Annotated in this window: 26 protein-coding genes; 5 read left to right on the top strand and 21 right to left on the bottom strand. The window is 61.7% G+C overall.

The window, feature by feature from the left end; translation table 11 throughout:
- Nucleotides 1-3: 3 nt before the first annotated feature.
- From modB to ACIPO9_RS05790, 3 genes are all read right to left on the bottom strand, one after another.
- On the bottom strand, nucleotides 4-684 hold the full coding sequence (gene modB / locus ACIPO9_RS05780) for a molybdate ABC transporter permease subunit (protein ID WP_274130927.1): 681 nt from the start codon (nucleotides 682-684) through the stop codon (nucleotides 4-6).
- Nucleotides 685-1,452: a molybdate ABC transporter substrate-binding protein gene (gene modA / locus ACIPO9_RS05785; RefSeq protein WP_400779300.1), complete on the bottom strand. Its 768-nt coding sequence runs from the start codon at nucleotides 1,450-1,452 to the stop codon at nucleotides 685-687.
- A gap of 142 nt (nucleotides 1,453-1,594) precedes the next feature.
- Nucleotides 1,595-2,677, bottom strand: coding sequence for a nitronate monooxygenase family protein (locus ACIPO9_RS05790; protein ID WP_274130930.1), 1,083 nt, complete (start codon nucleotides 2,675-2,677; stop codon nucleotides 1,595-1,597).
- A gap of 100 nt (nucleotides 2,678-2,777) precedes the next feature.
- Here ACIPO9_RS05790 and ACIPO9_RS05795 point away from each other — a divergent pair, with 100 nt between their 5' ends.
- The gene (locus ACIPO9_RS05795) at nucleotides 2,778-3,416 is read left to right on the top strand and encodes a TetR/AcrR family transcriptional regulator (RefSeq protein ID WP_400779302.1); all 639 of its coding nucleotides are present in this window, start codon (nucleotides 2,778-2,780) and stop codon (nucleotides 3,414-3,416) included.
- 60 nt (nucleotides 3,417-3,476) lie between these two features.
- Nucleotides 3,477-4,460, top strand: coding sequence for an MDR family oxidoreductase (locus tag ACIPO9_RS05800; protein ID WP_400779304.1), 984 nt, complete (start codon nucleotides 3,477-3,479; stop codon nucleotides 4,458-4,460).
- A gap of 6 nt (nucleotides 4,461-4,466) precedes the next feature.
- Here ACIPO9_RS05800 and ACIPO9_RS05805 read toward each other — a convergent pair whose 3' ends face one another.
- From ACIPO9_RS05805 to ACIPO9_RS05845, 9 genes are all read right to left on the bottom strand, one after another.
- Nucleotides 4,467-4,934, bottom strand: a complete 468-nt coding sequence (locus tag ACIPO9_RS05805) for an RES family NAD+ phosphorylase (RefSeq protein WP_400779305.1) — start codon at nucleotides 4,932-4,934, stop codon at nucleotides 4,467-4,469.
- Nucleotides 4,934-5,383, bottom strand: coding sequence for an antitoxin Xre/MbcA/ParS toxin-binding domain-containing protein (locus tag ACIPO9_RS05810; protein WP_274130935.1), 450 nt, complete (start codon nucleotides 5,381-5,383; stop codon nucleotides 4,934-4,936). Before ACIPO9_RS05810 ends, ACIPO9_RS05805 begins: the two co-directional genes overlap by 1 nt.
- 50 nt (nucleotides 5,384-5,433) lie before the next feature.
- Entirely contained in the window at nucleotides 5,434-6,540 is a 1,107-nt protein-coding gene (ada, locus tag ACIPO9_RS05815; protein WP_400779306.1) for a bifunctional DNA-binding transcriptional regulator/O6-methylguanine-DNA methyltransferase Ada, read from the bottom strand.
- Nucleotides 6,541-6,651: 111 nt separating this feature from the next.
- Nucleotides 6,652-7,521, bottom strand: a complete 870-nt coding sequence (gene copD / locus ACIPO9_RS05820; protein WP_400779308.1) for a copper homeostasis membrane protein CopD — start codon at nucleotides 7,519-7,521, stop codon at nucleotides 6,652-6,654.
- Between the two features lie 4 nt (nucleotides 7,522-7,525).
- Nucleotides 7,526-7,912 carry a copper homeostasis periplasmic binding protein CopC gene (copC, locus tag ACIPO9_RS05825; protein ID WP_274130940.1) on the bottom strand — a complete coding sequence of 129 codons (387 nt, stop codon included), beginning with the start codon at nucleotides 7,910-7,912 and terminating at the stop codon, nucleotides 7,526-7,528.
- Nucleotides 7,913-8,188: 276 nt separating this feature from the next.
- The gene (locus ACIPO9_RS05830) at nucleotides 8,189-8,977 is read right to left on the bottom strand and encodes an anti-sigma factor (RefSeq protein WP_274130941.1); all 789 of its coding nucleotides are present in this window, start codon (nucleotides 8,975-8,977) and stop codon (nucleotides 8,189-8,191) included.
- The gene (locus tag ACIPO9_RS05835) at nucleotides 8,974-9,471 is read right to left on the bottom strand and encodes an RNA polymerase sigma factor (RefSeq protein ID WP_274131141.1); all 498 of its coding nucleotides are present in this window, start codon (nucleotides 9,469-9,471) and stop codon (nucleotides 8,974-8,976) included. The genes ACIPO9_RS05830 and ACIPO9_RS05835 overlap by 4 nt, the downstream gene beginning before the upstream one ends.
- A 65-nt stretch (nucleotides 9,472-9,536) precedes the next feature.
- Nucleotides 9,537-10,037, bottom strand: a complete 501-nt coding sequence (locus ACIPO9_RS05840) for a tetratricopeptide repeat protein (RefSeq protein WP_400779854.1) — start codon at nucleotides 10,035-10,037, stop codon at nucleotides 9,537-9,539.
- 152 nt (nucleotides 10,038-10,189) lie between these two features.
- Complete coding sequence (locus ACIPO9_RS05845) at nucleotides 10,190-10,771, bottom strand: cytochrome b (RefSeq protein WP_400779310.1); 582 nt, start codon at nucleotides 10,769-10,771, stop codon at nucleotides 10,190-10,192.
- A 750-nt stretch (nucleotides 10,772-11,521) separates the two neighbouring features.
- Between ACIPO9_RS05845 and ACIPO9_RS05850 the strand changes: the two genes are divergently transcribed.
- The gene (locus tag ACIPO9_RS05850) at nucleotides 11,522-12,850 is read left to right on the top strand and encodes an OprD family porin (RefSeq protein WP_274130943.1); all 1,329 of its coding nucleotides are present in this window, start codon (nucleotides 11,522-11,524) and stop codon (nucleotides 12,848-12,850) included.
- 63 nt (nucleotides 12,851-12,913) lie between these two features.
- On the opposite strand, the gene ACIPO9_RS05855 is transcribed toward ACIPO9_RS05850, so the two are convergent.
- From ACIPO9_RS05855 to gcl, 3 genes are all read right to left on the bottom strand, one after another.
- Nucleotides 12,914-13,816, bottom strand: coding sequence for a 2-hydroxy-3-oxopropionate reductase (locus ACIPO9_RS05855; protein ID WP_274130944.1), 903 nt, complete (start codon nucleotides 13,814-13,816; stop codon nucleotides 12,914-12,916).
- Between the two features lie 127 nt (nucleotides 13,817-13,943).
- Complete coding sequence (gene hyi / locus ACIPO9_RS05860; RefSeq protein ID WP_400779312.1) at nucleotides 13,944-14,726, bottom strand: hydroxypyruvate isomerase; 783 nt, start codon at nucleotides 14,724-14,726, stop codon at nucleotides 13,944-13,946.
- 36 nt (nucleotides 14,727-14,762) lie between these two features.
- Nucleotides 14,763-16,538, bottom strand: coding sequence for a glyoxylate carboligase (gene gcl, locus ACIPO9_RS05865; protein WP_274130946.1), 1,776 nt, complete (start codon nucleotides 16,536-16,538; stop codon nucleotides 14,763-14,765).
- A gap of 111 nt (nucleotides 16,539-16,649) precedes the next feature.
- Between gcl and ACIPO9_RS05870 the strand changes: the two genes are divergently transcribed.
- Nucleotides 16,650-17,558, top strand: coding sequence for a LysR family transcriptional regulator (locus ACIPO9_RS05870; RefSeq protein WP_400779314.1), 909 nt, complete (start codon nucleotides 16,650-16,652; stop codon nucleotides 17,556-17,558).
- Between the two features lie 108 nt (nucleotides 17,559-17,666).
- On the opposite strand, the gene ACIPO9_RS05875 is transcribed toward ACIPO9_RS05870, so the two are convergent.
- The 3 genes from ACIPO9_RS05875 to ACIPO9_RS05885 form a co-directional block, all read right to left on the bottom strand.
- Nucleotides 17,667-18,434 carry a 2-keto-4-pentenoate hydratase gene (locus ACIPO9_RS05875; protein WP_274130948.1) on the bottom strand — a complete coding sequence of 256 codons (768 nt, stop codon included), beginning with the start codon at nucleotides 18,432-18,434 and terminating at the stop codon, nucleotides 17,667-17,669.
- Between the two features lie 236 nt (nucleotides 18,435-18,670).
- Nucleotides 18,671-18,943: a DUF2790 domain-containing protein gene (locus tag ACIPO9_RS05880; RefSeq protein WP_274130949.1), complete on the bottom strand. Its 273-nt coding sequence runs from the start codon at nucleotides 18,941-18,943 to the stop codon at nucleotides 18,671-18,673.
- A gap of 228 nt (nucleotides 18,944-19,171) precedes the next feature.
- Nucleotides 19,172-19,444 (bottom strand): DUF2790 domain-containing protein, encoded by a 273-nt coding sequence (locus ACIPO9_RS05885; RefSeq protein ID WP_274130950.1) that lies wholly within the window; start codon nucleotides 19,442-19,444, stop codon nucleotides 19,172-19,174.
- 266 nt (nucleotides 19,445-19,710) lie between these two features.
- Here ACIPO9_RS05885 and ACIPO9_RS05890 point away from each other — a divergent pair, with 266 nt between their 5' ends.
- Nucleotides 19,711-20,955, top strand: a complete 1,245-nt coding sequence (locus tag ACIPO9_RS05890; protein WP_400779316.1) for an MFS transporter — start codon at nucleotides 19,711-19,713, stop codon at nucleotides 20,953-20,955.
- 3 nt (nucleotides 20,956-20,958) lie between these two features.
- On the opposite strand, the gene ACIPO9_RS05895 is transcribed toward ACIPO9_RS05890, so the two are convergent.
- The 3 genes from ACIPO9_RS05895 to ACIPO9_RS05905 form a co-directional block, all read right to left on the bottom strand.
- The gene (locus tag ACIPO9_RS05895) at nucleotides 20,959-22,017 is read right to left on the bottom strand and encodes an ABC transporter ATP-binding protein (protein ID WP_400779317.1); all 1,059 of its coding nucleotides are present in this window, start codon (nucleotides 22,015-22,017) and stop codon (nucleotides 20,959-20,961) included.
- Entirely contained in the window at nucleotides 22,014-23,528 is a 1,515-nt protein-coding gene (locus tag ACIPO9_RS05900; protein WP_400779319.1) for an ABC transporter permease, read from the bottom strand. Before ACIPO9_RS05900 ends, ACIPO9_RS05895 begins: the two co-directional genes overlap by 4 nt.
- A gap of 95 nt (nucleotides 23,529-23,623) precedes the next feature.
- Nucleotides 23,624-24,631, bottom strand: a complete 1,008-nt coding sequence (locus tag ACIPO9_RS05905; protein WP_400779320.1) for an iron ABC transporter substrate-binding protein — start codon at nucleotides 24,629-24,631, stop codon at nucleotides 23,624-23,626.
- Nucleotides 24,632-24,839 lie beyond the last annotated feature (208 nt).

Consider the following 24,839-nt stretch of genomic DNA (forward strand, 5'->3'; position numbering starts at 1 on the left):
GGGTCAGCTCCAGGCCGATTTGGTCTTGCCGCTGGAGTAGAGCGCCAACAGAACAAGGAAGGAGAACACCAGCATGGCACCGGCCAGCCAGTGGGCTTGGGCATACTCCAGGGATTCGACGTGGTTGTAGATCTGCGTCGAGACGACCCGGGTTTTCTGCGGAATGTTGCCACCGATCATCAGCACCACGCCGAACTCGCCCACGGTGTGGGCAAAGCCAAGGATCGCGCCGGTAATGAAGCCGGGGCGGGCCAGCGGCAAGACCACCGAAAAGAACGTGTCCCAGGGGCTGGCGCGCAGGGTGGCTGCGACTTCAAGCGGTCGCGGGCCGATGGCGACGAAGGCATTCTGCAACGGCTGCACCACGAACGGCATGGAGTACAGCACCGATCCGATCACCAGCCCTGTGAAGCTGAAGGTCAGCGTCCCCAGGCCAATGCTCTGGGTGAACTGACCCAGCGCACCGTTGGGGCCGAGCAACAGCAATAGGTAGAAGCCGATGACGGTCGGTGGCAGAACCAGTGGCAATGCCACCACCGCGCCAATCGGTCCCTTGAGCCAGGACCGGGTGTGCGCCAGCCACAACGCGATGGGCGTGCCGACGATCAACAGGATCACGGTAGTCAGCGACGCCAGTTTCAGCGTCAGCCAGATCGCAGCGAGGTCGGCACTGTCCAGAGGCATTTACAGCTGGTATCCGAACGACTTGATAACGGCAGCGGCTTTCGGGCCCTTGAGGTATTCCATCAGCGCCTTGGCTGCGGCGTTGTCCTTGCCTTTGTTGAGGATGACCGCGTCCTGCTTGATCGGCTCATGCAGGTTGGCCGGGACGATCCACGCGGAACCGCCAGTCAGCTTGCCATCCTTGTACACCTGGGACAGGGCGACGAAGCCCAGCTCGGCGTTGCCGGTCTGCACGAACTGGTAGGCCTGGGCGATGCTCTGGCCTTCGACGATTTTCGCTTTGGTGGCGTCGGTCAGGCCGAGTTTTTCCAGGACCTGAGTGGCGGCCAGACCGTAAGGCGCAGCTTTCGGGTTGGCGATGGACAGGTGCTGGTATTCGTTCTTCTTCAGGACTTCGCCCTTGTCGTCGACGTAGCCGTCTTTGGCCGACCACAGCGCCAGGGTGCCGACGGCGTAGGTGAAGCGCGAACCCTTGACGATCTCGTTCTCGCTTTCCAGTTTGGCCGGGGTGGTGTCATCAGCCGCCAGGAAAACCTCGAACGGCGCGCCATTCTTGATCTGGGTGTAGAACTGGCCGGTGGCGCCAAAGGAGGCGACCAGCTTGTGTCCGGTGTCCTTTTCGAAATCCTTGGCGATGGCCTGGATGGGGGCGGTGAAGTTGGCGGCGACGGCCACCTGGACTTCATCAGCGAAGGCACTGCTGGCCGAGAGGGCCGCAAAGGTGAGGGCGAGGGTGTTGAGGGTGACGCGAAGGGATGTTGCGCGCATGGAACGGCTCCGTGTTGTTTTTTATGAAGTGATGACTCATGTCGGCCAGATACCGGCCAAACGCTATACACCCGAATATATAGCGAGTCATCACTTCAAGGAAGCCTGTTCTTTTGCGCATTCAATCAGTTGCGCTTTTCAATCAGTTTCGCAGGCCACCCAGTTTCTCCAGGGTTTGCACCGCCAACTGACGGGTCAGCTCCTCGGCAGGCAATTGGTGTTTGATGCCCACCGCCTGGCCAGCCCACAGGTTCATGAAGCCGTCGTTGCCCTGAGGCTCGGCCTGGGCGCGCAGCGGCATCAGTGCGCCGCCTGCGGTAGGGAAGGCCGGTGCAGCGGCGCTGATCGGGCCGATTTCGCGCATGATGCGGTTGACGATGCCCCGCGCAGGGCGGCCAGTGAACAGGTTGGTAACGGCGGTCTGGCTGTCCTTGGCATTGGCAAGGGCGGCCTGATGCAGCTTGGAGACCTTGGCCTCAGGGCTGAACAGATAAGTCGTGCCCAGTTGTACGGCCGAGGCGCCGAGCATGAAGGCTGCAGCGATGCCGCGACTGTCGGCAATGCCGCCTGCAGCGATCACCGGCACGCTCACGGCGTCGGCAATCTGCGGTACCAGCGCCATGGTGCCGACCTGGGTGTAGAGCTGGTCACTCAGGAACATGCCGCGATGTCCGCCTGCTTCGTTGCCCATGGCGATGATCGCGTCGCAACCGCGTTGCTCCAGCCAGATCGCTTCGTCAACGGTGGTCGCCGAGGAGATGACGATGGCACCAGCCGCCTTGACCCTGCGTACGAAGTCCTCGCTGGGCAGGCCAAAGTGGAAACTGACGACTTCAGGCTTGAGCTCTTCGACCAGCGCGCAACTGGCCTCGTCGAAAGGCGCGCGGTTAGACTTGGGTGTCGGCGCGTCGAAGTCAGCGCCCAGCTCTTGGTAGTAGGGCTTGAGCAGTTGTTTCCAGGCCTCATCGGCCGCCGGGTTGGCTTGCGGATTCTGGTGGCTGAAGAAGTTGAGGTTCAGCGGCGCATGGGTCCCGGCCCGGATCAGCGCGACTTCTTCACGGATCTGCTCATGGCTGAGCATGGCGCATGGCAGGGATGGCAGGCCGCCAGCCTTGCCGACGGCAATCGCCAGGGCCGACCCTGCGGCACCCGCCATGGGCGCGAGCAGGATCGGGACTTCGATGCCGAGCAGCTTGAGGATGCGGGTGTCAGGCCAGGCGATCATGGGCAGGTTCTCCGGGGCAGTGAAAGAGTGCAAATATGATTTGTGGTCATTTCAAACGTTCGGGTTGATTTAATAGACGGTCGGTCTAATATGCAACCCCATGAATGACATGATCGCAAAACCCAGACGCCCGGGGCGCCCCCCGAAAACCGCTCGTCCTGACGACTTCGATACCCGCGAAGCGCTGATCCGTTGCGGCGTTGAAGTGCTCACCGAGCAGGGCTTCATGGCCACCGGCATCGACGGCATTCTCAAGCGCGTCGGTGTGCCCAAAGGCTCGTTCTACCATTATTTTTCCAGCAAGGAAGTCTACGGTCTGGCCGTTCTGGACAGTTACGCCGCGTATTTCGCTCGCCGCCTCGACCGCTGGCTGCTCGATGAGACGCTGTCGCCGCTGGAGCGCCTGGCCGGTTTCGTCCAGCACTCGAAGGTCAGCATGGCGCGCTACGGGTACCGCCGAGGTTGCCTGGTGGGCAATATGGGGCAGGAAGTCACGGTGCTGCCCGAAGGCTTTCGTGATGCCCTGGAAACCATCTTTCTGGACTGGCAACGGCGCTTGAGCGCGTGTTTTGACGCAGCCATGCAGGCGGGTGAGTTGCCGCGCAGTGCCAACTGCGCGGAATTGGCCGCCTATTTCTGGATCGGCTGGGAAGGTGCAGTGTTGCGCGCGCGCCTGGTGCAGAACGACAGTCCACTCAATACCTTCATCGCCGGGTTCCTGCGCGGTCTGCCGCGCTGATATCACGGCCCTGTTTTTTAACGGATGGTTATAGACGATCGGTCTAAAAGGTAGGTTCATATGTTCAAGGCAATTCTGATCGACAAGGACGACGCCGGTTACAGCGTCAAACTCAGCACCATCGACGACGCGCAGTTGCCTTCCGGCGATGTGACCGTGAACGTGGCCTACAGCACGCTCAACTACAAGGACGCGCTGGCGATTACCAACAAGGGCCCGATCGTGCGCAAGTTTCCCATGGTGCCGGGCGTTGATCTGGCGGGAACAGTCGAGCAGAGCAGCGACCCGGATTTCAAGCCTGGCGATCAGGTGTTGCTCAACGGCTGGGGCGTGGGTGAGGGCCATTGGGGCGGCTTGGCGCAACGGGCGCGCCTGGAGGGCAAATGGCTGATCCCGCTGCCGGAGGCGTTCACTGCGTCGCAGGCCATGGCGATTGGTACGGCCGGGTACACCGCGATGCTGGCGGTGATGGCGCTGGAGAAGAACGGGGTAACGCCTGACAAGGGCGAGATCCTGGTCACCGGCGCCAACGGCGGCGTGGGCAGTTTCTCCATCGCGATTCTGGCGCGGCTGGGATACCGCGTTGTTGCCTCCACCGGCAGACCGGAGCAAGCCGACTACCTCAGGCAACTGGGCGCTACCGAGATCATTGACCGGGCGACCCTGTCCGAGCCCGGCCGGCCTTTGGCCAAAGAGCGCTGGGCAGGGGCGATCGATTCGGTGGGCAGCCACACCCTGGCCAATATTTGCGCCAGTACGCGCTACCGGGGTGTGGTCGCGGCGTGCGGACTGGCTCAGGGCATGGAGTTTCCGGCCACCGTTGCCCCTTTCATCCTGCGCGGCGTCACCCTGGCGGGAATCGACAGTGTGATGCGCCCCCGTCAGGACCGCATCGACGCCTGGGCGCGTCTGGCAACCGACCTGGATCGCGACGCGCTGGCATTGATTACTCAGGAAATCGGCCTGGAGGACGTGGTGCAGACCGCAGAGCGCCTGATGAAGGGCGAAGTACGCGGCCGGGTGGTGGTCAATCTGCAATGCTGACACCCCTCAGCCGCTGTTGGCGACGCAATGCCGACCCGGGTCGACATCGTCGATGCGCAGCACCTCGATAAGGCTTGCAGCCGGGTGCAGCGGGTTGACGAGCAGACAACGGTTCTGCTCCATCGCCACCGACGGCAGGATCAGACCCAGCTGTTCGCGGCGCTCCAGCCACAGCGTGCCGAAATCCATGCTGGGCTGGTCTGCCGGCGATGCGTTCCAGCCCGCCGGCAGAGATTCGGCGGCGATGTGCTGGTACAGCGCCGGATCCCCGGGCAGTCGCAGGTGCATGAGTCTGAGAGGCAGGCGCGGCATCTCGCCGGCCAGCATGAACAGTTCCAGAGCACCTGCGGCGGGGCTCAGGCTGAGGTAGAGCGCGGGATGATCGGGATGATTCCAGCGCCCGCCAATGACAGCCGGGCCCGCGCCGGACAGGTCGTGAATCTGCGCCGCCTTGCCGATTTTCCAGGCCAGCATCAGAGCACTCCGCCATGTTCCAGCGCCGCGAGCACACGGCTGGCCTGGGCGCCGCCAATTTCGGTCATGCACAACACGATGGGGATCTGGTCGTCCAGCGCCCGGTTGGGCGTCACCATCCAGCGTTGCGCGGCGTGTTGATCATCGAGGACTTCGGCCGCCCGGACAGCCAGGGCGGCGACTCGGTCCAGCCGTTCGGAGCCCACCAGGTCCAGCGGACGGTGTTGGCGCAGGCGCCGCTCGAGGGTTGAAACCGAACTGCTGAGCAGCGCTTCGAGCTGGCCGTTGCTCAGGTGGAAGGCGTTGCGCACCGCCTTGACCCATCCAGGCGGGAAGCCAGTGCGCATATAGGCCAGGCGTTCGCTTTCGTTGCGGTTGTTGAGCTGGTCGGCGATCAGCCAGAATGCCGAGCTTGCCTCGTTGTTCACTGCTTGGGAGATGGCGGGCACTTGCGTAGTCCTCGATGCAGGTATCAAGAACACCGGACGTTACGCCTCTGTCAGGGTTTCTCAAGCGCCAAGCTGTTACAGGCATTTTCCCGTGCTTCGCGGTCCAGCAACTGGCGTTTGCGCTCCGCGCCCCAGCGATAACCCGACAGACCGCCGTCGCTGCGCACCACACGATGGCAAGGGATGGCCACGGCCAGGCTGTTCGCCCCACAGGCCTGAGCCACAGCGCGAAACGATTTCGGCGCGCCGATGCGCTGGGCAATCTCGGCGTAGCTGACCGTGCTGCCCGGTGGAATCTGCGCCAGGGCCTGCCACACCCGCTGCTGGAACGCCGTGCCTTGCAGATCCAGCGGCAAATCCAGGCCGATGCCCGGCGCTTCGATGAACCCGACCACCTGAGCGATTAGCCTCTCGAACTGCGCATCGCCGCCGATCAGCCGGGCGCTGTGGAACTGGTCCTGCAGGTCCTGCACCAGTTGGTTGGGGTCATCGCCCAGCAGGATCGCGCACACGCCGCGCTGGCTCTGGGCGACCAGAATCGCGCCGAGAAAGCACTCGCCCACCGCAAAATGAATATCGGCGTTGGCGCCGCCCTTGCGGTAGTCCGATGGCTTCATGCCCAGCAACTTGCCGCTGGTTTCGTAAAACCGGCTGTTGGAGTTGAAGCCTGAGTCATACATGACATCGGTGATGCTGGCCGACTGGGCCTGGGGCTGGACCAGTCGGCTGCGCACCCGATCAGCCCGGTTGGCGTTGGCCCAGGCCTTGGGCGTCAGTCCGGTCACGGCTTTGAAGATGCGATGCAGGTGCCAGGGGCTCATGCCCGATTCAAGGGCCAGTTCATGCAGGCTTGGCGGCTGGTCGGCCTGGGCGATCTGCCGACAGGCACGCTCGACCAGCGCGGCGTGCTGGCGGGCCAGATCGGTCTGGTCGGTGGCCGCGCGTTTGCTCGGACGAAAGCCTGCGGCCTCGGCCTGCTCGGCGCTGTCGAAGAACACCACGTTCTCGGGCCGAGGCAGGCGCGAAACGCTGCTGGGCCGGCAGTAGATGCCCGTGGTGCGCACGGCGTAGACGAACTGTTCGTCGGCGGCCGGGTCACGGGCGAGCACTGCGGCCCAGCGCGGATCGTGCTGGGTTTCGTGATTTTTTGCGTTCATTGCTGGCTGTGGTTTGCTGCGTCCCATCGCTGTGTTACTCCGCATTGGTCCTGATGTGCCGCAGCTTAGCGCCGGTCGCCGGGGGTGAAACTCCGAGTCTTGCGCTCAAATTCAGGCCAGCATCGGTGGCAGGGTGCCCAACAGTGACACGGCGCCCAGCGCTGCGGCGCCGAACAGGCATTCCAGCAGCACGCTGATGCGAAGCCAGCCCAGGTTCAGCACCTGATTGCGCGCCAGTTGGCGATTGATGCCCGCCAGAACCAGCATGCACAGCACCATCGCGACCTTGACGCCCAGCACCAGGCCAAAGCCCGAGAGGGCCGGCGCAGGCCACAGCGCACCGCTCAGGGCGCGCACGTTGATCATCCCGGTGGCGACAATCAGCGCCACCAGGCCATAGCCGATGCCACTGAATCGCCCCAGCACGGCCCGCAGGTCCACCGTAGCAGAACCCAGGAGCAGCGTCGCGAGCATGACCAGGCCGCCGAGCCAGGTGGCGACACCGATCAGGTGCAACATCTGGTTGAAAATCAGCAGTTGCCCGGTAATGCCGTCATACATGGCCCCATGGCCGACCGGGGCCAGCGTCAACAGCAGCAGGCCGGCCAAAAGCAGCGTCAGCCGGGGCCGGTTGCGCAAGGCAAGGGCACAGAACACCAACAGTACGTTCAGCAACAGGTGCAGGATCCACACATGCCCGAAAAAAGTGTGGGTCAGGACCAGAGCGAGGGTGTGCGGGTCCGTTGCATCGTGCCAGCTATCGGTCATGTTGGCAGCGGTCAGCATCAGCCAGCTCAGCGCACTGAGCAGCGCCACGCCGGCCATCCAGCCCAGCGCCCGGTCAAGGCGCCGGCTTGCGGGGCTGGCTTCGAACGCTGGCAGGGCCCTGGTGAACAGCAGGTGGCGAAACAGGCCGATACCAAAAACTAGGAGGACTGCGCCGAAATGCACGAATCGACACAGTATCAATCCATCTTGCATGGCGTTATGGCGTCACCTTGAAGCGATAGGTGCCTTCGCTCTTATGGGTGTCGACCGACACCGCGTGCCATTCGACCTTGTACTTGCCCGGCGCCAGCGGCACCGCCGGGACGACGATCAGCACCTTCTTGTTGGCAGGGTCGGTGGCGACGCTCTGGGTCTGAATGATTTCGGTGCTTTCACCGGGGCCGTCGAGGCTGATGGCGACCTTGGTGAATTTCTCTTCCACGCCTTCGGAAAAATTCAGGCGCAGTTCCTTGGGCGACGTGACCTCGCTGTCGGCGGCAGGCAACTGGCTTTCCAGATGGGCATGGGCGAAGGCGGAGGAGGTGGTGAGGCAGGCCAGCAGAGAGAGGCAGGAAAGGGCTTGCTTTACGCGATGGGCAGACATCAAGGGGACCTCTGGTTGTGCGGCAGCGTGTTGCAGCAACGTTCATGGCAGGAACCGATGGGCATCGATTCTCGAAATTCGAAGGATACTAGGCTCCGTACGAAAAGTTCTGACGCGAAGGTGAAGCAAGGCGAAAACAGCCGAGAAAGCGGAGTTTACTGGTTGTAAATGAGCATTTCGAGGCTGTTTTCAACGCAGCATCGCCGAGTGTCAGGACATTTCGTACGCAGCCTGGACCAGAAACGGACTGCCGACTCCCGTGAATCACCTCATTTGTCAGGCCGGCAGACCTTTCTGGGCGCTGCGGGCCATGATGCGCAGGTCTTCGTACGGGTTGCGGCCCACGATCATGAAGGCGTGGGTCTGGTTGGACCAGTACACCACATGCATGCCGGAGCGCTCCTCGCTGGTCAGCGAATCGGTGCCGCCCTTGGTGGTGGTGATGCACAGGGCCAACGGGCCATGGCGCGGGTCCAGGTAGGTCAACTGTCCGATCAGTACGCCTTCGTAGTCGAGAATCTGTGCGCGGCGGAATTCCGCGCCCGGCAGGGTTACCGCCGTAGCCGTCAAAGGCAGCCCCAGTTGATTGCCCACCGCACTGAGCTGGGCGCTGTGGGTGCGCTCGTCGAGGTTGAGGTTGTCCAGCGTCTGCGGGGTATAAAGCGCCATGTACTCAGCCACCGACGCACGCCAGCCGTCATCGGGCTCGGCATTCTGCCAGTTGAGAAACAGCCGGTCGGCGGCGATGCCGGCCACCACGAAGCTGGCCGCGGTGGCCAGGAAACCCCGACGGCTCATGGTTGCCCTGTGCTGTGGCGCTGCTGCAGGCGGCAGTGAATCGAGCATGGCCTGCAGGCGGTCGGTCGGCGCTTCCTTGAGCAGCGAGTCGAAGGCGTCCCGAAATGGCAGATCCCCGCCCTTGAGCTGGTCAAGGCGCTCGGCAACCGGCGCATCTGTGCGCAACCATTGATCGACGGCCTGGCGCTGTTCCCGGTCCAGTTCGCCGTCCAGATAGGCCACCAGCAGTTCGTCCGAAGGTGGGGAGTGCGCGTTGCTGTGAGTCATCGCCGTTCTCCTGTCGATTTATCCGACATGGCGCGTTGTGTTGCGGTTTCAGCCAGTTTCAAGCGTGCAGCGGCCAGCCGGCTCATCACCGTGCCGACCGGGATATGCAGAATCTCGGCAGCCTCTTTGTACGAAAGCCCTTCGACGTACGTCAGAAAGACCGTTTCCCGTTGTGCCTCGGGCAGGGCGTTGACGCGCTTGATCACCTGCGCCGCCAACACCTGATCCTGCGCCAGGGTTTCGCCGTCAAACGACAGTTCCTGCTCGGCATCGACGAAACCCTGGCCCTGACGCACCCGCTGCGAGCGGATTTCATTGAGCCAGATCGAATGCATGATCGAAAGCAACCAGCGGTCCAGCCGGGTGCCAGCCATGAACTGGTCGGCACGCTCCAGCGCCCGAACGCAGGTGGCCTGTACCAGATCGTCGGCCAGGTGCTTTTGTCTGGACAGCACTAACCCGTAGCGCCACAAACGTGGCAACAACTGGCCCAGTTCGCTTCGAAAATCAGCGTCTGTGGCTATAGCAGCCTCCCGAAATCTCGCCAGTGGTCTGGGACTCAGGTCTTGGGCGCGGCGGCAATTGCCGCAGCCAGATCCTCGTATTCTTCACACGTCCTGCTGCACAGCGTTTCGATCGTGGCCAGTTGCTCCTTGGCCAGATCAACGCGCCCCTTGATCACGTACGCTTCGCCCAGGTATTCGCGCACTTGCGCGTATTTGGGGTCCAGCGCGACAGATTTGAGGTAGTAGCCGATGCCCTCGTCGGTGCGGCCCAGTTTGCGCGTTGCATATCCACGATAGTTCAGCGCCTTGGCGGTGTCCGGATTTTTCAGCGTATTGAGCAGCGACAGCGCTTCTTCGTAGCGTCCATCCTTGGCCAGGCGGTAGGCGTAGTCGGTGCGATCCTCATCGGAGGTCGCCTTGCTGGTCTGCATCGTGCACTTGTGGGTCTTGCTGTCCCACACCTGGCCTTTGGGGCAGTTGGGCTTGCGCGGTGCCTCATCGTCGCTGCCCCCGCCAGAGGCAAGGGCCTGGCCGCTCAGCAGCGCCATGGCCATGCAGGCGCCGACGAGCAATGTGCGGTAGCTGAAAGCGTGTGGGTAGCAGGTTCTCATTGTTGTCATGCTCCGTAACCAATCAGATCGGGAAAACTGCAGCAGCCATACATGAAACAGTCAATCGGTCCGGTTTATTCCCGGCATTTGAATCTTCAGCCTCGGATGTCGCCCCGTTGCCCCGGCAGCATGCTGCGCAAGGTGCTGTCGCCGACGATGTAGTGATGCCACAGCGCCGCGCCGGCGTGCAGACCGGCCAGCAGGATGATTGCCCAGGCAACGTTGTCATGCAGGCCGCCCAGGGTGCCGCGCAGATCGTGACTGATGGCAAACGGTGCAGGGATCGGGAACAGCCCGAAAAAACTGAACGGCTCGCCTTGCGCCCAGCGAAACGCAAATCCCAGCACCACTTGCGCCACCAGCAGCAGGTACAGCGCCCCGTGGCCGAGGCGGGCCGCCAGATTGAGCGCCGGATGAATGTTGGTTGGCGGGCGATGAGTACCCAGCAGACGCCAGGCAATGCGCGCCACGATCAACACCGCCATGGCGATGCCCAGCGAGATGTGCACCGATTGCAACCCTTTGCGCAGCGGCGTGCCTTTGGGCAGGGTTTCCCAGATGTGGGCACTGGCGAACATGAAAACCACCAGGGCGGCCGTCAGCCAGTGAAAGGCGCGGGTCAGACGGTCATAACGTTGAGAAACGGCAATGCCGAGGCCGGAAATCGTACTGTTCATGAAAGATCCCTGTGGGTGTCACGAAATGAACACCTCAGGGGGGAGGGTTATTCGCAAGGTTGCAAAGTATTTTGCTGATTGTCATGGACGCAGCCTCCCCGTGTAGGAGCGCGCTTGCCCGCGAAAGCATCCTCCCATACGCCTTGGTGGGGGCTGAAAGGGCTGGTCGCGGGCAAGCGCGCTCCTACAAGTGTGAGGGGGATTTCAGGTTGTTGAACTAAGCTGGCAACTGTGTTAGTTCAGGGTGAATTAACCGGATAGAGCAGCGAACATGAACAATAATTTAAAAATAAAAAAAGCCACCGCATTGACGTGAGGTGGCTAAAAAGTCTTACCAAAGGAATGATGAAGTGGAGCATGATTCGATTGCCTGATGCTGCGGAGTCATCAGGCGATAGAGCCAACTGCCTCATCGCCGACAACGGTAACACCGGTTCGGCGCATCTCACTATTATGAAGATCGATAGTGACTATCACCCCTCATTTATCAACCGCCCGGCTGAAAAATGCTAAAAGTTTTTCGCGTCGGGGGAGCAACCCCGCTAGAACGGGGCGTCCAGCGCCTCATGAAACAATAAGGAAATGGGCTGAAAGCCTGTAGTTTTGCCGTGTTTGTCAATACGGTTCGATGTAGTTAGCCCATCTGCCATAGCGCGTATTCCACACGTTTCGAACTTCGCCTGAATTCAGGGGATGCCCCGTATTCCGGGTTCGCGGAACGTTGGGCCATAATTGAGACAGGGGATAATAATGACCTTCGTAAAATGGAATCTGGTGACGCTCGCGGTGTCGCTGGGCGTCAGTCAACTGGCATCGGCGGGTGTTGTCAGCGACCAGTCCGAAGCCAAGGGGTTTGTCGAAGACAGTAGCCTGACCGTGCATCTGAAGAACTATTACTTCAACCGCGATGGCAAGAACGGCGGCGGCGACCGCAAGGACTGGACCCAGGGTGTGCTGGGCAATTTCAGCTCCGGTTTTACTCAGGGCACGGTCGGTTTCGGCGTTGACGCCTACGGCTACTGGGGCATCAAGCTGGACGGCGGTGCGGGAACGGCGGGCACCGGTAACCTGCCGGTCGACCGCCACGGCGACCCGGAAGATGAATACGGCACGGCGGGCGGTGCCATCAAGATGCGGATTTCCAAGACAGAACTGCGCTACGGCGACCTGATGCCTGCCGCGCCAGTCTTCGCAGCGGGTGGTTCGCGCCTGTTCCCGCAAACGGCCACCGGCTTCAACCTGTTGAGCAGCGATATCGCCGGACTGGAACTCGATGGCGGTCACTTCACCGGCGGCAACGGCCCGGTCACCACCAACCATGATCACGATATCTATGCATCCTATGCTGGCGTTACGGCATCTAGCATCGATTATGCGGGCGGCAAATACACCTTCAACGACAACTTGACCGCCAGCCTCTATGGCTCGAACCTCAAGGATGTCTGGGATCAGTACTACGGCAATATCAATTACACCCAGCCGATCACCAGCGATCAGTCGCTGAACTTCGATTTCAATATCTACCGCACCAACGATGCCGGTTCCGCCAAGGCCGGGGATATCAGCAACACCACCTGGTCGCTGGCAGCGGCTTATTCATTCCTCACCGCGCACACAGTGACACTTGCGTACCAGAAAGTTCATGGCGATACCCCCTTCGATTATGTGGCTTTCGGGATTAACGGCCCGGGCGATACTGCCGACTCGATCTTCCTTGCCAACTCGGTTCAATATTCGGACTTCAACGGCCCGGGCGAGAAGTCGTGGCAGGCCCGATATGATCTGAACATGGCCAGTTATGGTGTTCCGGGGCTCAGTTTCATGGCGCGTTACATCACCGGTGATGATATCGACGGCTCGCACATGCCAGCCAACAGCACCTACGTGAACTACGGCTACGGCGATGACGGCAAACACCACGAGACCGATATCGAAGCCAAATACGTGGTTCAGGCAGGCCCTGCCAAAGACCTGTCGCTGCGCTTGCGCCAGTCTTTCCACCGCGCCAACGCCGATCAGGCTGAAGGCGATAACAACGAATTGCGTCTGATCGCCGATTACCCGATCAACGTGTTCTGATCGTCTGCAGGCAAACGAAAACGCCAGGCATCTGCCTGGCGTTCTTGTTCGTGCATCCGGATCTCATTCAGGCTTGTGATCGCCACGGATCGAGAAGTTGGACATGTGTTCCAGCCCCTTGATCAGCCCCGAGTGATCCCAGCCGCTGCCGCCCAGCGCCGCGCAGGTGCTGAACACTTGTTGCGCGTTGGCGGTGTTGGGCAGGTTCAGGCCCAGTTCGCGGGCGCCTTCCAGCGCCAGGTTCAGGTCCTTCTGGTGCAGGGCGATGCGGAAACCAGGATTGAAGGTGCCTTTGATCATGCGCTCGCCGTGCACTTCCAGGATCTTGGAGGACGCGAAGCCGCCCATCAGCGCTTCACGCACCTTGGCAGGATCGGCACCGTTCTTGGAGGCGAACAGCAGCGCTTCGGCCACCGCCTGAATGTTCAGGGCGACGATGATCTGGTTGGCAACCTTGGCGGTCTGGCCGTCACCGTTGCCGCCGACCAGGGTGATGTTCTTGCCCATGGTCTGGAATAGGGGCAGGGCGCGGTCGAAGGTGCCCTGGTTGCCACCGACCATGATGCTCAGGGTCGCAGCCTTGGCGCCGACTTCACCACCCGATACCGGGGCGTCGAGGTACTGCGCGCCGGTGGCGTTGATTTTCTCGGCAAATGCCTTGGTCGCCGAAGGCGAGATCGAACTCATGTCGATCACCACCTTGCCTGCGCCAGTGCCTTCGCTCAGGCCGTTCTCGCCGAACAGTACGTCGTTGACCTGCGGGGTGTCGGGCAGCATGACGATGATGAATTCGGCTTCCTGAGCCACTTCGCGCGGGTTGGCCAGCACCGTTGCGCCGCCGGAGACCAGCGAGGCGGGCGGTGCCACGAAGTGTTTGGACAGGAAGAGTTGATGGCCTGCCTTCTGCAGGTTCTCTGCCATGGGCAGACCCATGATGCCGGTGCCGATAAAGCCGATGTTCGCCATGAGATGTTCCTCTTTTTATATGCTGTTTGCGTAGGAGCGCGCTTGCCCGCGACCGCGATGGGACTGTCATCGATGTGTTGAATGACACGCCGCCGTCGCGGGCAAGCGCGCTCCTACAGCGGGCGCGTTAGATCAGGTTATGGGTCTTGAGCCAGCCAAGGCCTGCTTCGGTGGTGGTCAGCGGCTTGTATTCGCAACCGATCCAGCCGCGGTAACCCAGCTTGTCCAGATGCCCGAACAGGAAGCCGTAGTTGATCTCCCCGGTGCCCGGCTCATGCCGGCCCGGGTTGTCCGCCAGTTGCACGTGACGGATCACCGGCAGGTTTTTCTCGATGGTGCGGGCAAGGTCGCCCTCCATGATCTGCATGTGGTAGATGTCGTACTGCAACGACAGGTTGCGGCTGCCGACCTTCTCGCGGATGTCCAGGGCCTGGGCCGTGGTGTTGAGGTAGAAGCCGGGGATGTCGAGGGTGTTGATCATTTCCATGACCAGATCGATACCCTGGGCCTGCAGCTTGTCAGCGGCATACTTGAGGTTGTCGATAAAGGTCTTTTCGATCAGCGCATCATCGAAACCCTGTGGCTTGATACCGGCCAGGCAGTTGACCTGGGTGTTGCCCAGCACCTTGGCGTAGGCAATGGCCAGATCGACACCGGCGTAGAACTCCTCGACACGGTCCGGGTGGCAGGCAATCCCGCGCTCACCCTTGGCCCAGTCGCCAGCGGGCAGGTTGAACAGCACCTGTGTCAGGCCGTGGGCATCGAGTTCGGCCTTGATCTGCGCCGAGCTGAAATCGTACGGAAACAGATACTCGACCCCGCTGAAACCGGCGTTGGCGGCCGCTTCGAAGCGTCGCAGAAAGTCCTGCTCGGTGAACAGCATGGACAGGTTGGCGCATAAACGTGGCATGGGTGGCTCCTTGTTCTGGCTCGTGCGAGCGGCTGTTCAGTCCAGCAGGCTGATGGCGGTCGGGGCGTCGTCGCGGCTTTCGGCCAGCGATTCGAACTCGTTGATCGCGTTGATCTCGGTGCCCATGGCGATGTTGGTGACACGCTCAAGAATGACCTCAACCACAACCGGAACGCTGTACTGTTGCATCAGGCTCGCCGCCTCGGCGAAAGCCGCCTGGATGTGCGCTGGATCGCTGACACGAATCGCCTTGCAGCCCAGCCCTTCGGCGACGGCGATGTGGTCCACGCCGTAGCCTTCCAGCTCAGGGGCGTTGATGTTGTCGAACGCCAGTTGCACGCAGTAATCGATGTCGAAGTTGCGCTGCGCCTGACGGATCAGGCCCAGGTACGAGTTGTTCACCACCACGTGGATGTACGGCAGCTTGAACTGCGCGCCCACGGCCAGCTCTTCGATCATGAACTGGAAGTCATAGTCGCCGGACAGCGCGACAACCTTGCGGCTCGGGTCGGCCTTGGCCACGCCCAGTGCTGCCGGAATGGTCCAGCCCAGCGGGCCTGCCTGACCGCAGTTGATCCAGTGACGCGGCTTGTACACGTGCAGGAACTGCGCGCCGGCAATCTGCGACAGGCCGATGGTGCTGACGTAGCAGGTGTCCTTGCCGAAGAACTGGTTCATTTCCTCGTAGACGCGCTGCGGCTTGACCGGCACGTTGTCGTAGTGGGTCTTGCGCTGCATGGTGCGCTTGCGCTCCTGGCAACTGGCCAGCCACTGGCTGCGATCTTTAAGCTTGCCAGCGGTGTGCCACTCGCGGGCCACTTCGAGGAACATCGCCAGCGCCGCGCCTGCGTCGGAAACGATGCCCAGGTCTGGCGTCAGCACGCGACCGATCTGGGTCGGTTCGATGTCGACGTGGATGAACTTGCGGCCTTCGCTGTAGACCGAAACCGTACCGGTGTGACGGTTCGCCCAACGGTTGCCGATGCCCAGCACCATGTCCGACTCAAGCATGGTCGCGTTGCCGTAGCGGTGCGAAGTCTGCAAGCCCACCATGCCGGCCATTTGCGGGTGATCGTCCGGGATAGTGCCCCAGCCCATCAGGGTCGGGATGACCGGAATGCCAGTCAGTTCGGCGAATTCCACCAGCGCATCGGAAGCATCGGCGTTGATGATGCCGCCACCGGCAACGATCAGCGGACGCTCCGAGGCGTTGAGCATGGCCAAAGCCTTCTCGACCTGGTTGCGGCTGGCCTGCGGCTTGATGACCGGCAGCGGCTCGTAGGCGTCGATGTCGAATTCGATTTCGGCCATCTGCACGTCGAACGGCAGGTCGATCAGCACAGGGCCCGGACGACCGCTGCGCATCAACTGGAAAGCTTTCTGGAACACGTAAGGCACCTGGCCCGGTTCCATGACGGTGGTGGCCCATTTGGCAACAGGGGCTGCAATCGAAGCGATATCGACGGCCTGGAAGTCTTCCTTGTGCATGCGGGCGCGGGGTGCCTGCCCTGTGATGCAGAGGATCGGGATCGAGTCGGCGGAGGCGGAATAGAGGCCGGTAATCATGTCGGTGCCGGCAGGGCCGGAAGTCCCGATGCAGACGCCGATATTGCCGGCAATGGCGCGGGTGTAACCCTCGGCCATGTGCGAGGCGCCTTCGACGTGGCGGGCCAGCACGTGGTCGATGCCGCCGATTTTCTTGAATGCGGCGTACAGAGGGTTGATCGCAGCGCCGGGGATACCAAAGGCGGTATCGACCCCTTCGCGACGCATCACCAGAACGGCTGCTTCGATGGCTCTCATGATGGTCATTTTTGTTGTTCTCCTGAAACTCGGTAGTTTTTGTACACATCCAGACTGATTTGAATTGAAGTTTTTGTGAATGGCTGTTTTTATCGGTTCTATCGGTATCAGGAGTATCGAATGGACCGCTATACAGAAATTCGCAGCTACGTGCTGGTGGCCACGCGCGGCAGTTTTGCCGCAGCGGCGCTGGTGGAAGGGGTGACTCCGGTGATCATGGGGCGGCGTTTGAGCGCGCTGGAGGAGCGGCTGGGGGTCAAGCTGATTCACCGCTCGACTCGCGGCCTGACCCTGACCGATGCCGGGGAGTCCTATCTGGAAAACGCCAAGGCTGTCTTGCAGTCTTTCGAAGAGCTGGACGCCAGCATCAGCGAGAACGAAAGCAGCGTGCGCGGGCATTTGGTGGTGTCTGCGCCGGCCGGCTTCGGCCGCCAGCACGTGGCGCCCCATGCGCCGGAATTCCAGGCGCGTTTCCCGGACCTGCAACTGTCGTTCAACCTCACCGACAACGTCGTCGATCTGGTGCGCGAGGGTTATGACATGAGCATTCGCATCGGCGAGGTGCTCGACCCCAACTACGTGGCCATCAAGCTGTTCGCCAATAAACGGGTGGTCTGTGGCTCGCCGCAGTATTTCTCTGAGCGCGGCTACCCGCAGACGCTGGAAGACCTGGCCGAACACAACTGCCTGACGTTCAACCTGCAGGGCGGCCAGCACCGTGGATGGACGTTCCAGCGCGACGGCAAACCGGTGGCGATCAAGGTGGCGGGCAACCTCTACTGCAACGATGGCGAGCTGCTGTATGACTGGGCCAAGCGCGGGCTGGGACTGTGCTGGCGCTCGACCTGGGAGATCCAGAACGAGATCGACAGCGGGGCGTTGATTACCGTGCTGGACGAGTTTGCCTTGCCCAGTTACGACATTCAGGGGGTGTACCCGCAGCAGCATTACCTGCCGGCGAAGGTGCGGTTTTTCATTGCGTTCCTGAAGGAGGTGTACAACCGGCCGGGGTACTGGAAGCAGGAGTAAGGCCCGGACCGTTGTAGGAGCGCGCTTGCCCGCGACAGCGGTGTGTCATTCCCCACATGGGTGTTGGAAAAATCGCCGTCGCGGGCAAGCGCGCTCCTACAGGTCGTGTTAGATCAACTCCACCGACACCGGTGGCAAGCCACGGATCTCGCCCACCGCCAGGCCCGGCTCCTTGGTCAGGTACATGCCCGTGTACGAGCCCGTGGTGATGACCAGTTCCGGCGACACGCTCTGGCCGTTCTGGGTGTGGTGATTGACCACCCACGGCAGCAGGCGGCGCGGGTCGCCGGCGGGGTTGGCGCCGTCGCCCGGCACGATGTCCTGGTCGGCGTAGGTGAAGGTCAGCGCCGGCTCCAGGAAAGGGAAGCTTTCGTCGTAGGGAATGAAATCCCCGACAATCAGTGCGCCATGGTTGAGCAGGTCACCCAGCGCCAGCAGCGGCTCGATTTTCGGCCAGGCGATGAAACGGCTGCTGACCACCTCGATGGTCGCGCCCATCGAGCCAATGCTGCTCAACACTTCCTCGTCTGAATACGCCTCCTGGCGTGCCTCGAAGGTGCGGTTCAGGCGAAAGGCAATTTCCAGCTCCAGGATCGGCGACGGATAATCGACACTTTCCAGCTGGCTGCCACTGGCAAACAGACCGTCTTCGGGCAACAGGGCGCCGTTGATAGGGCCGCCACTGGTGGATTTGGAGCCCACCTTCCAGCCACCGACCGTCGTCTCGCGCAGCTTCAGGATTTCCCGCTGCAAGGCATAGGCGCTGGCGCTGTCGGCTGGCACGTAATCGGGGCGAATCTCGGAGATTTTCTGACCTTGGCGCATGGCGTCGACGATCAGTTCGGCAATGTTCGCAGGTTGGGTCGGTAGATTCACGCGGACTTCCTTCAGGCAGTTGAATGGAGAGTGCTCCACGCTAGACCGGGGTATCTGCGCGAAGCCAGCATTCCTTACTCTAACCTCAAATGCCCGGCACAGCGCAGCCCTCATCTTGCCTCAAACGCTCAATGTCCCGGTCTGCGGGGCCTGCGGGCCATAAAAAAACCGCTGCGGGGCAGGCAGCGGTTTTTTATTTCAGCTTGTTGCTTGCGATTGGATCGCGGTGCAAGGCATCAGCCATTCTGACAGCCTTCACCCAAACGGGTGTATTCCAGATTGTGAGTCACGCCCTGGCTGTCGACGTAGATCATGTGCGATTCAACCGGGCCGCACTCGGTCGCGATGTTGCCAGCGTTGGTGATGCTGATGACCTTGGCGATGTCCAGATGCTGGGAATAGTTGTACTCGACGGCAGGGGGAGTCGACTCAGGCGCTGCGTCAGCACTCGCGTTGGCCGAGGCGAGTGCGCTGAAGATCGACAGCGCGGCAAACAGTGCGTATTTCATCATTTCACTCCACAAAAGTTTCAAGCAAAACTACCAGGTGTCTTGCTGTTAGGGGTCATCTTAGGAGCGTCGTTCCATTGATAAAAATGGTCGTTAATGATTAGAGCAATCACGATTAGTGATAAAAGCCGTTTGCGCGTTACTTTGAGGTTAATTGTTTCTTGCACAGTAATTGACTGTTGCAAAAATACGCCTCAATGGTCCAGTTTCGACCAGCGCCAGACCGGCTCAGCCGTTCTCGCAACTGTCGCCAAGCCGTGTGTATTCGAGCTTGTGAGTCACGCCCTTGCTGTCCACGTATTCCATCTGAGCCTTGAGCGGACCGCAGGCGTTGCCTGCATTGGCGCCATTGCTGATACGCACGACCTTGGCAATGTCCAGGTCCTGGGTGTAGTCGTACTGGCTGTTCTGGGCGGAGGCTGCGACGGTCGAACCGGCAGAATCATTGGCCGACGCCAACAGGCTGAACATCGACAGTGCGGCAAACAATGCGTATTTCATGACGAACTCCCAACTTACCGGTTAGAGCAAGCGGTCGAGGGCGGGGCTTGCTGATGGGAGAAGTTTAAGTAGGGCGGTCGTTGTCACAGAAATACTGTCTGTCGATAGGCGTCATCATTGGCGCTGATGTGCGGCGTTTAAACGTTCCGGGAGAGGACTGCGGCATTGGCCGTATTCCTGACTGGAATCCACTGCATGAAAAACATGAATTTTATTTATGGTGTGCAGCGTCTTACCGTAGGTGCATCCGAACCCGTGGAGCCACCATGACCGTCCAGCAGCCTGCCGCCCTAGAAGAGGCACGTACCGAGAACCCCGCCGAAGAGCACTGGAAGCGCAACTTGCTGGTCTGTGTGCTGGGTTCGTTCACCACGATCATCGCCATGACCCTGCTGCTGCCATTTCTGCCGCTGTATGTCGAGCATCTCGGCGTGAGCGATCCTGCGGCCATCGTGCAATGGTCGGGTGTGGCCTTTGGTGCGACCTTTCTGTCGGCCGCACTCACCGCGCCACTGTGGGGCCGGCTGGGCGATCGCTACGGGCGCAAGCTGATGCTGATCCGTGCAAGCCTGGGGATGGCCATCGCCATGTCGCTGATCGGCCTTGCGGAAAACATCTATCAACTGGTGGGTTTGCGTTTGCTCGCCGGTCTGCTGGGCGGCTATGCCTCCGGCGCCACGATCCTGGTGGCCACCCAGACACCCAAGGCGCGCTCGGGTTGGGCCCTTGGCATGCTGTCGTCGGGGATCATGGCCGGCAACCTCACCGGCCCCTTGATCGGCGGGCTGCTGCCGCCGCTGATCGGGATCCGCAACACGTTTTTCCTGGCCGGCGGGGTGATCTTCCTGACCTTCCTCGCGACGTTGTTTCTGATGAAGGAGGCGCCGCGTCCAAAACCTGTAGCCGGAGCCGCAAAGAAGGTCACGGTACGCGCCTGGGACGTGATCCCGGACAAGAAACCGGTGTTCACCATGTTCGTGGTGGCGAGCCTCGTGATGTTCTCGATCATGTCCATCGAGCCGATCATCACCGTGTACCTGACGCAACTGCACACAAAAAACGTGACGCTGATGGCGGGGCTGGTGATGTCGGCCACGGCGCTGGCCAGCGTGTTGTCGGCCTCGCGTATCGGCAAACTGGCGGACCGCGTCGGCCACTGGAAGGTGGTCATGGGCTGCCTCACGGCCGCGGCCGTTCTGCTGGTTCCCCAGGCGTTCGTGAGCAACGAGTGGCAACTGGTGGTGCTGCGCTTTCTGATGGGCATTGCGTTGGGTGGGCTGTTGCCGTGCATTGCGGCGATCATCCGGCATTCGGTGCCAGACATCGTGGCAGGGCGCATGCTCGGCTATTCCACGTCCAGTCAGTACGTCGGCCAGGTGCTGGGGCCGCTGACCGGCGGATACCTGGGCGGGCATTTCGGCATGTTGATCGTGTTCATCGTCACCTGCGTGCTGATGGCAGGCTGCGCGGTGGTAATGCTGGTCATGCGCCCGGTGACGACCAAGGCCTGACGCTCACAGCACATGGGCATGCCCGGCGGCGGACAGGCTGACAGCACTGCCCATGGCCGGGATGTCGATGCCGGGGTTGCGCACGTTGAGGGTTCGGTGGGGAATCTGCTCGCCATTGGCGCCGAGCCGGGGCGCAAGCTCCAGAGTGAGCACGCAGGTGCCACCGGCAAAATCGACGTCGGTGACGCAGCCGGCGGTGCCTTGGGCGTGCGCCTGGGTAGAGACGATCAGTTGCTCGGGTCGCAGCAGAATCTGCGCGGCGCCCTGGCGACGGGGTTTGAGCACCGGGATCGGGCCTAGCTCACAGTTGGCGACATCGCCTTCAATCCACGCCGGCAGGATGATCGCCTCGCCGAGAAACACGGCGGTCTGTTCATCGACCGGGTGACGATACAGCTCCATCGGTGGGCCGGCCTGTACCAGTCTGCCCTGACGCATCACCGCCAGTTGATCGGCAAACGACAGCGCTTCGGCCTGGTCATGGGTGACCAGTACGGTGGTGATGCCGGCATCGGACAACAGCTTGCTGACGGTGCGGCGCATGTTGCCGCGCAAGCCAGTGTCCAGTGCGGAAAACGGCTCGTCGAGCAACATGATCGCCGGGTTCTGCGCCAGGGCCCGGGCCAGCGCAACACGCTGTTGCTGGCCGCCGGACAATTCATGGGGCCAGCGCTGGCTCATCGAGGCTTCGAGCGACACCATCTCCATCAGCTCGGCGATGCGTCGTTGCTTGCTGTCGCGATCACCCGCCAGACCGAAACCGATATTGGCCGCCACCGACAGATGCGGGAACAGCGCGCCATCCTGCGGCACGTAACCGATATTGCGTTGGTGGGCCGCGACCTCACGGGTGTCGTCCACCAGCGGCTTGCCATGCATGGCAATGCGCCCGCTGTCGGGAAACTCGAAGCCTGCAATCATGCGCAGCAAGGTGGTCTTGCCGGAGCCCGAAGGCCCGACAATGGCGGTGCGGCTGCCGGGGGCAATCGACAGGCTGACGTTGTCCAGGGCAACCACGTTGCCGAAGGTTTTGTGCAGGTTGTGCAATTCGAGGGCGTTCATCGGCCTGCCGTGCGTCTGGATTGATGATAGAGAAGGGCGGTGAGGGGCAGCGACAGCAGCACCATGATCAGGGCGTAGGGTGCTGCGGCGGCGTAGTCGATTTCGCTGGTCATGGCCCAGAAGCCGGTGGCCAGGGTTCGCGTGCCACTGGGGGCAAGCAACAGGGTGGCGGTCAGTTCATTGGTGATGGCCAGAAACACCAGTGCCGCGCCTGCTGCCGCACTCGGCGCGGCCAGACGCAGGGTCACGTACCACAGGGCCTGGGCGGGAGACCGGCCCAGGCTGCGGGCGATGTTTTCCAGCTCCACCGGCGCCTGGGCGATACCGGCTCGCAAGCTGACCAGCGCACGCGGCAGGAACATCAGCAGATAGGCCAGCAGTACGGTGATCGCAGTCTGATAAATGGGCCGTGCGACCTTGATCGTGACAGTCACCAGTGCCAGCGCGACGACGATACCCGGCAAGGAGCTGGTGATGTAGTTGCAGCTTTCGAGCAGACGGTTGAAGCGTCCCGGCGAGCGAATCGACAGCCAGGCAACGGGAAACGCCGCTGCGGTAATCAGGATCGCACCGGTCGAGGCCAGCACCAGGGTCTGGCGCACGGCATCGAGCAACCCTTCCTGCTGCCAGACCTCGCTGCCGCCTGCGATCAGCCAGCGGGTCAGGGTCAGCAACGGCACGCCGAGGGCCAACAAGGTCACGCTCAAGGGCAATGTCAGGCAGATCAGCGCGGCAACGCGGCTCAGGCGCTGAATCTGCGGCTGCCGGGCGCTGCCCGAACCGACCCGGGCGTAACGTGCTTTGCCTCGCGCACCAGCTTCCAGGGTCAACAGCGCCAGGCACAGCAGGGCCAGCACACCGGCCAGCATGTTCGCCGCAGGCCCGTTGAAGGACGACTGAAACTGATCGAAAATCGCCGTGGTGAAGGTGTCATAACGAATCATCGCGAACAGTCCGTACTCGGCGAGCAGGTGCAGGCCGATCAACAGCGAGCCGCCGCACAGGGCCAGCCGCAGTTGCGGCAGCACCACACGGAAAAACACCGCCACAGGCTTGAGCCCCAGGGATTGGCCAACGTCTTCGATGGCCGGATCCAGCCGGCGCAGGGTCGCAGCCACCGGCAGGTAAAGAAACGGGAAATACGCCAGCACCGACACCAGCACCGCGCCGGGCAAACCGTGCAGGGAGGGCATCAGGCTGACCCAGGCGTAGCTGTGAACGAACGCCGGAACGGCAATCGGCGCAGTGGCCAGCAACGACCAGGCGCGACGTCCGGGCAGATCACTGCGCTCGGTGAGCCAGGCAAGCGCCACCGACAGCACAATGCACAGTGGCAACGAAATCAGCACCAGGAACAGGGTGTTGACCAGCAGTTCGGCGACGCGGGGGCGAAACACCAACTGGACAATGCTGTCCCAGCCGCTGACGAAGGCGATATAAATGACGAACCCCAGGGGCAACAGCGCCAGCAGCGAAACCACCAGCGAGCTGCTGGTGATCCACGCCGCCATCCGCCGTCCGTGGCGTCTGCGCAAGGCCGCCGCAGGTGAAATCACGCCTGCGGTGGCTTTGTTTGCCAGGGTGGGCAAATGTTCCGATTGCACGGTTACAGCAGCCCTGCTTGAGTCATCAGGTCCACCACCTTCTTGCTGTCGAGCTTGGAGGCGTCAACGGCCGGGGCGTCCAGGTCAGCCAGTGGCACCAGCTTGGGGTTGGATGCCGCGCCCTGGCCCACCGCGTATTCAAAGGACTTGCCATCCTTGAGCACGGCCTGGCCTTTGGCGCTGGTGATCCACGCGATCAACTTCTGGGCCTCCTCCTGATGTTTGCTGGAAGCCAGCACGCCACCACCGGAGATGCTCACGAACGCGCCCGGATCCTTGTGCTTGAAGTAGTGCAGGGCGGTGTTCTTGCTGTTTTCCCCGGTCTTGGCCTGATCGACGAAGCTGTAGTAGTGGAAGATCACGCCACTTTCGATCTGCCCGGCGTTCACCGCCTTGAGCACTGCGCTGTTACCGCGATAGGCAGTGAAGTTGGCTTTCATGCCCTTGAGCCAGTCCAGCGTGGCCGCTTCGCCCTTGAGCGCAATCACGCCGCCGACGATGGCCTGGAAGTCGGCACCGGCAGGCGATGCAGCCCAGCGGCCTTTCCATTCAGGGCTTGCCAGATCGAGCATCGACTTAGGCAGCTTGTCTTCAGAGAGTTTTTCCTTGTTGTAGACGAACACCGTCGAACGCGCGGCGATGCCCACCCAGTTGCCGTGGGCCGGGCGGTAAGGCGCTGCCACCTGGGACAGCGTGGCCGGTGCGATTGGCGCAAACAGGCCTGCGTTGTCGACCAGCACCATCGACGGCGAGTTCTCGGTCAGGAACACATCGGCCGGCGACGCCTTGCCTTCCTGAACGATCTGGTTGGCCATTTCACTGTCGTCGCCATTGCGCAACGTGACCTTGATGCCCGTGTCCTTGGTGAAGCCTTCGACCCAGGCCTTGGTCAGGCCTTCATGTTGGGCGTTGTACACGACGATACCGTCATCGGCATATGCGCTGGCGCAGGACCAGGCCAGCGCGGCTGCCAGAGAGACTTTGATGAACGAGGGGGTGTGCCGAGTCATTGTTATGCTTCCCGAAGAAGTGTGGGAGTCGTGAAACCGGCGCCTGAAGCGGCGGTGCAGTGAGTGTAGGCCTCATTCCCTCAATGCGAATCATTAGCGCATGGGAGGGAGTGGCAAATTAGGGTTGCCGGCGAGAAAAATTCGTTAAAACGGCGTGTACAGGGCGTTAATCCACCGCCTGAAACACGCCGTGTAACGAATCAGGCAG

The sequence above is a fragment of the Pseudomonas sp. NPDC090203 genome (assembly GCF_044746765.1).
Lineage (GTDB): Bacteria > Pseudomonadota > Gammaproteobacteria > Pseudomonadales > Pseudomonadaceae > Aquipseudomonas > Aquipseudomonas putida_AD.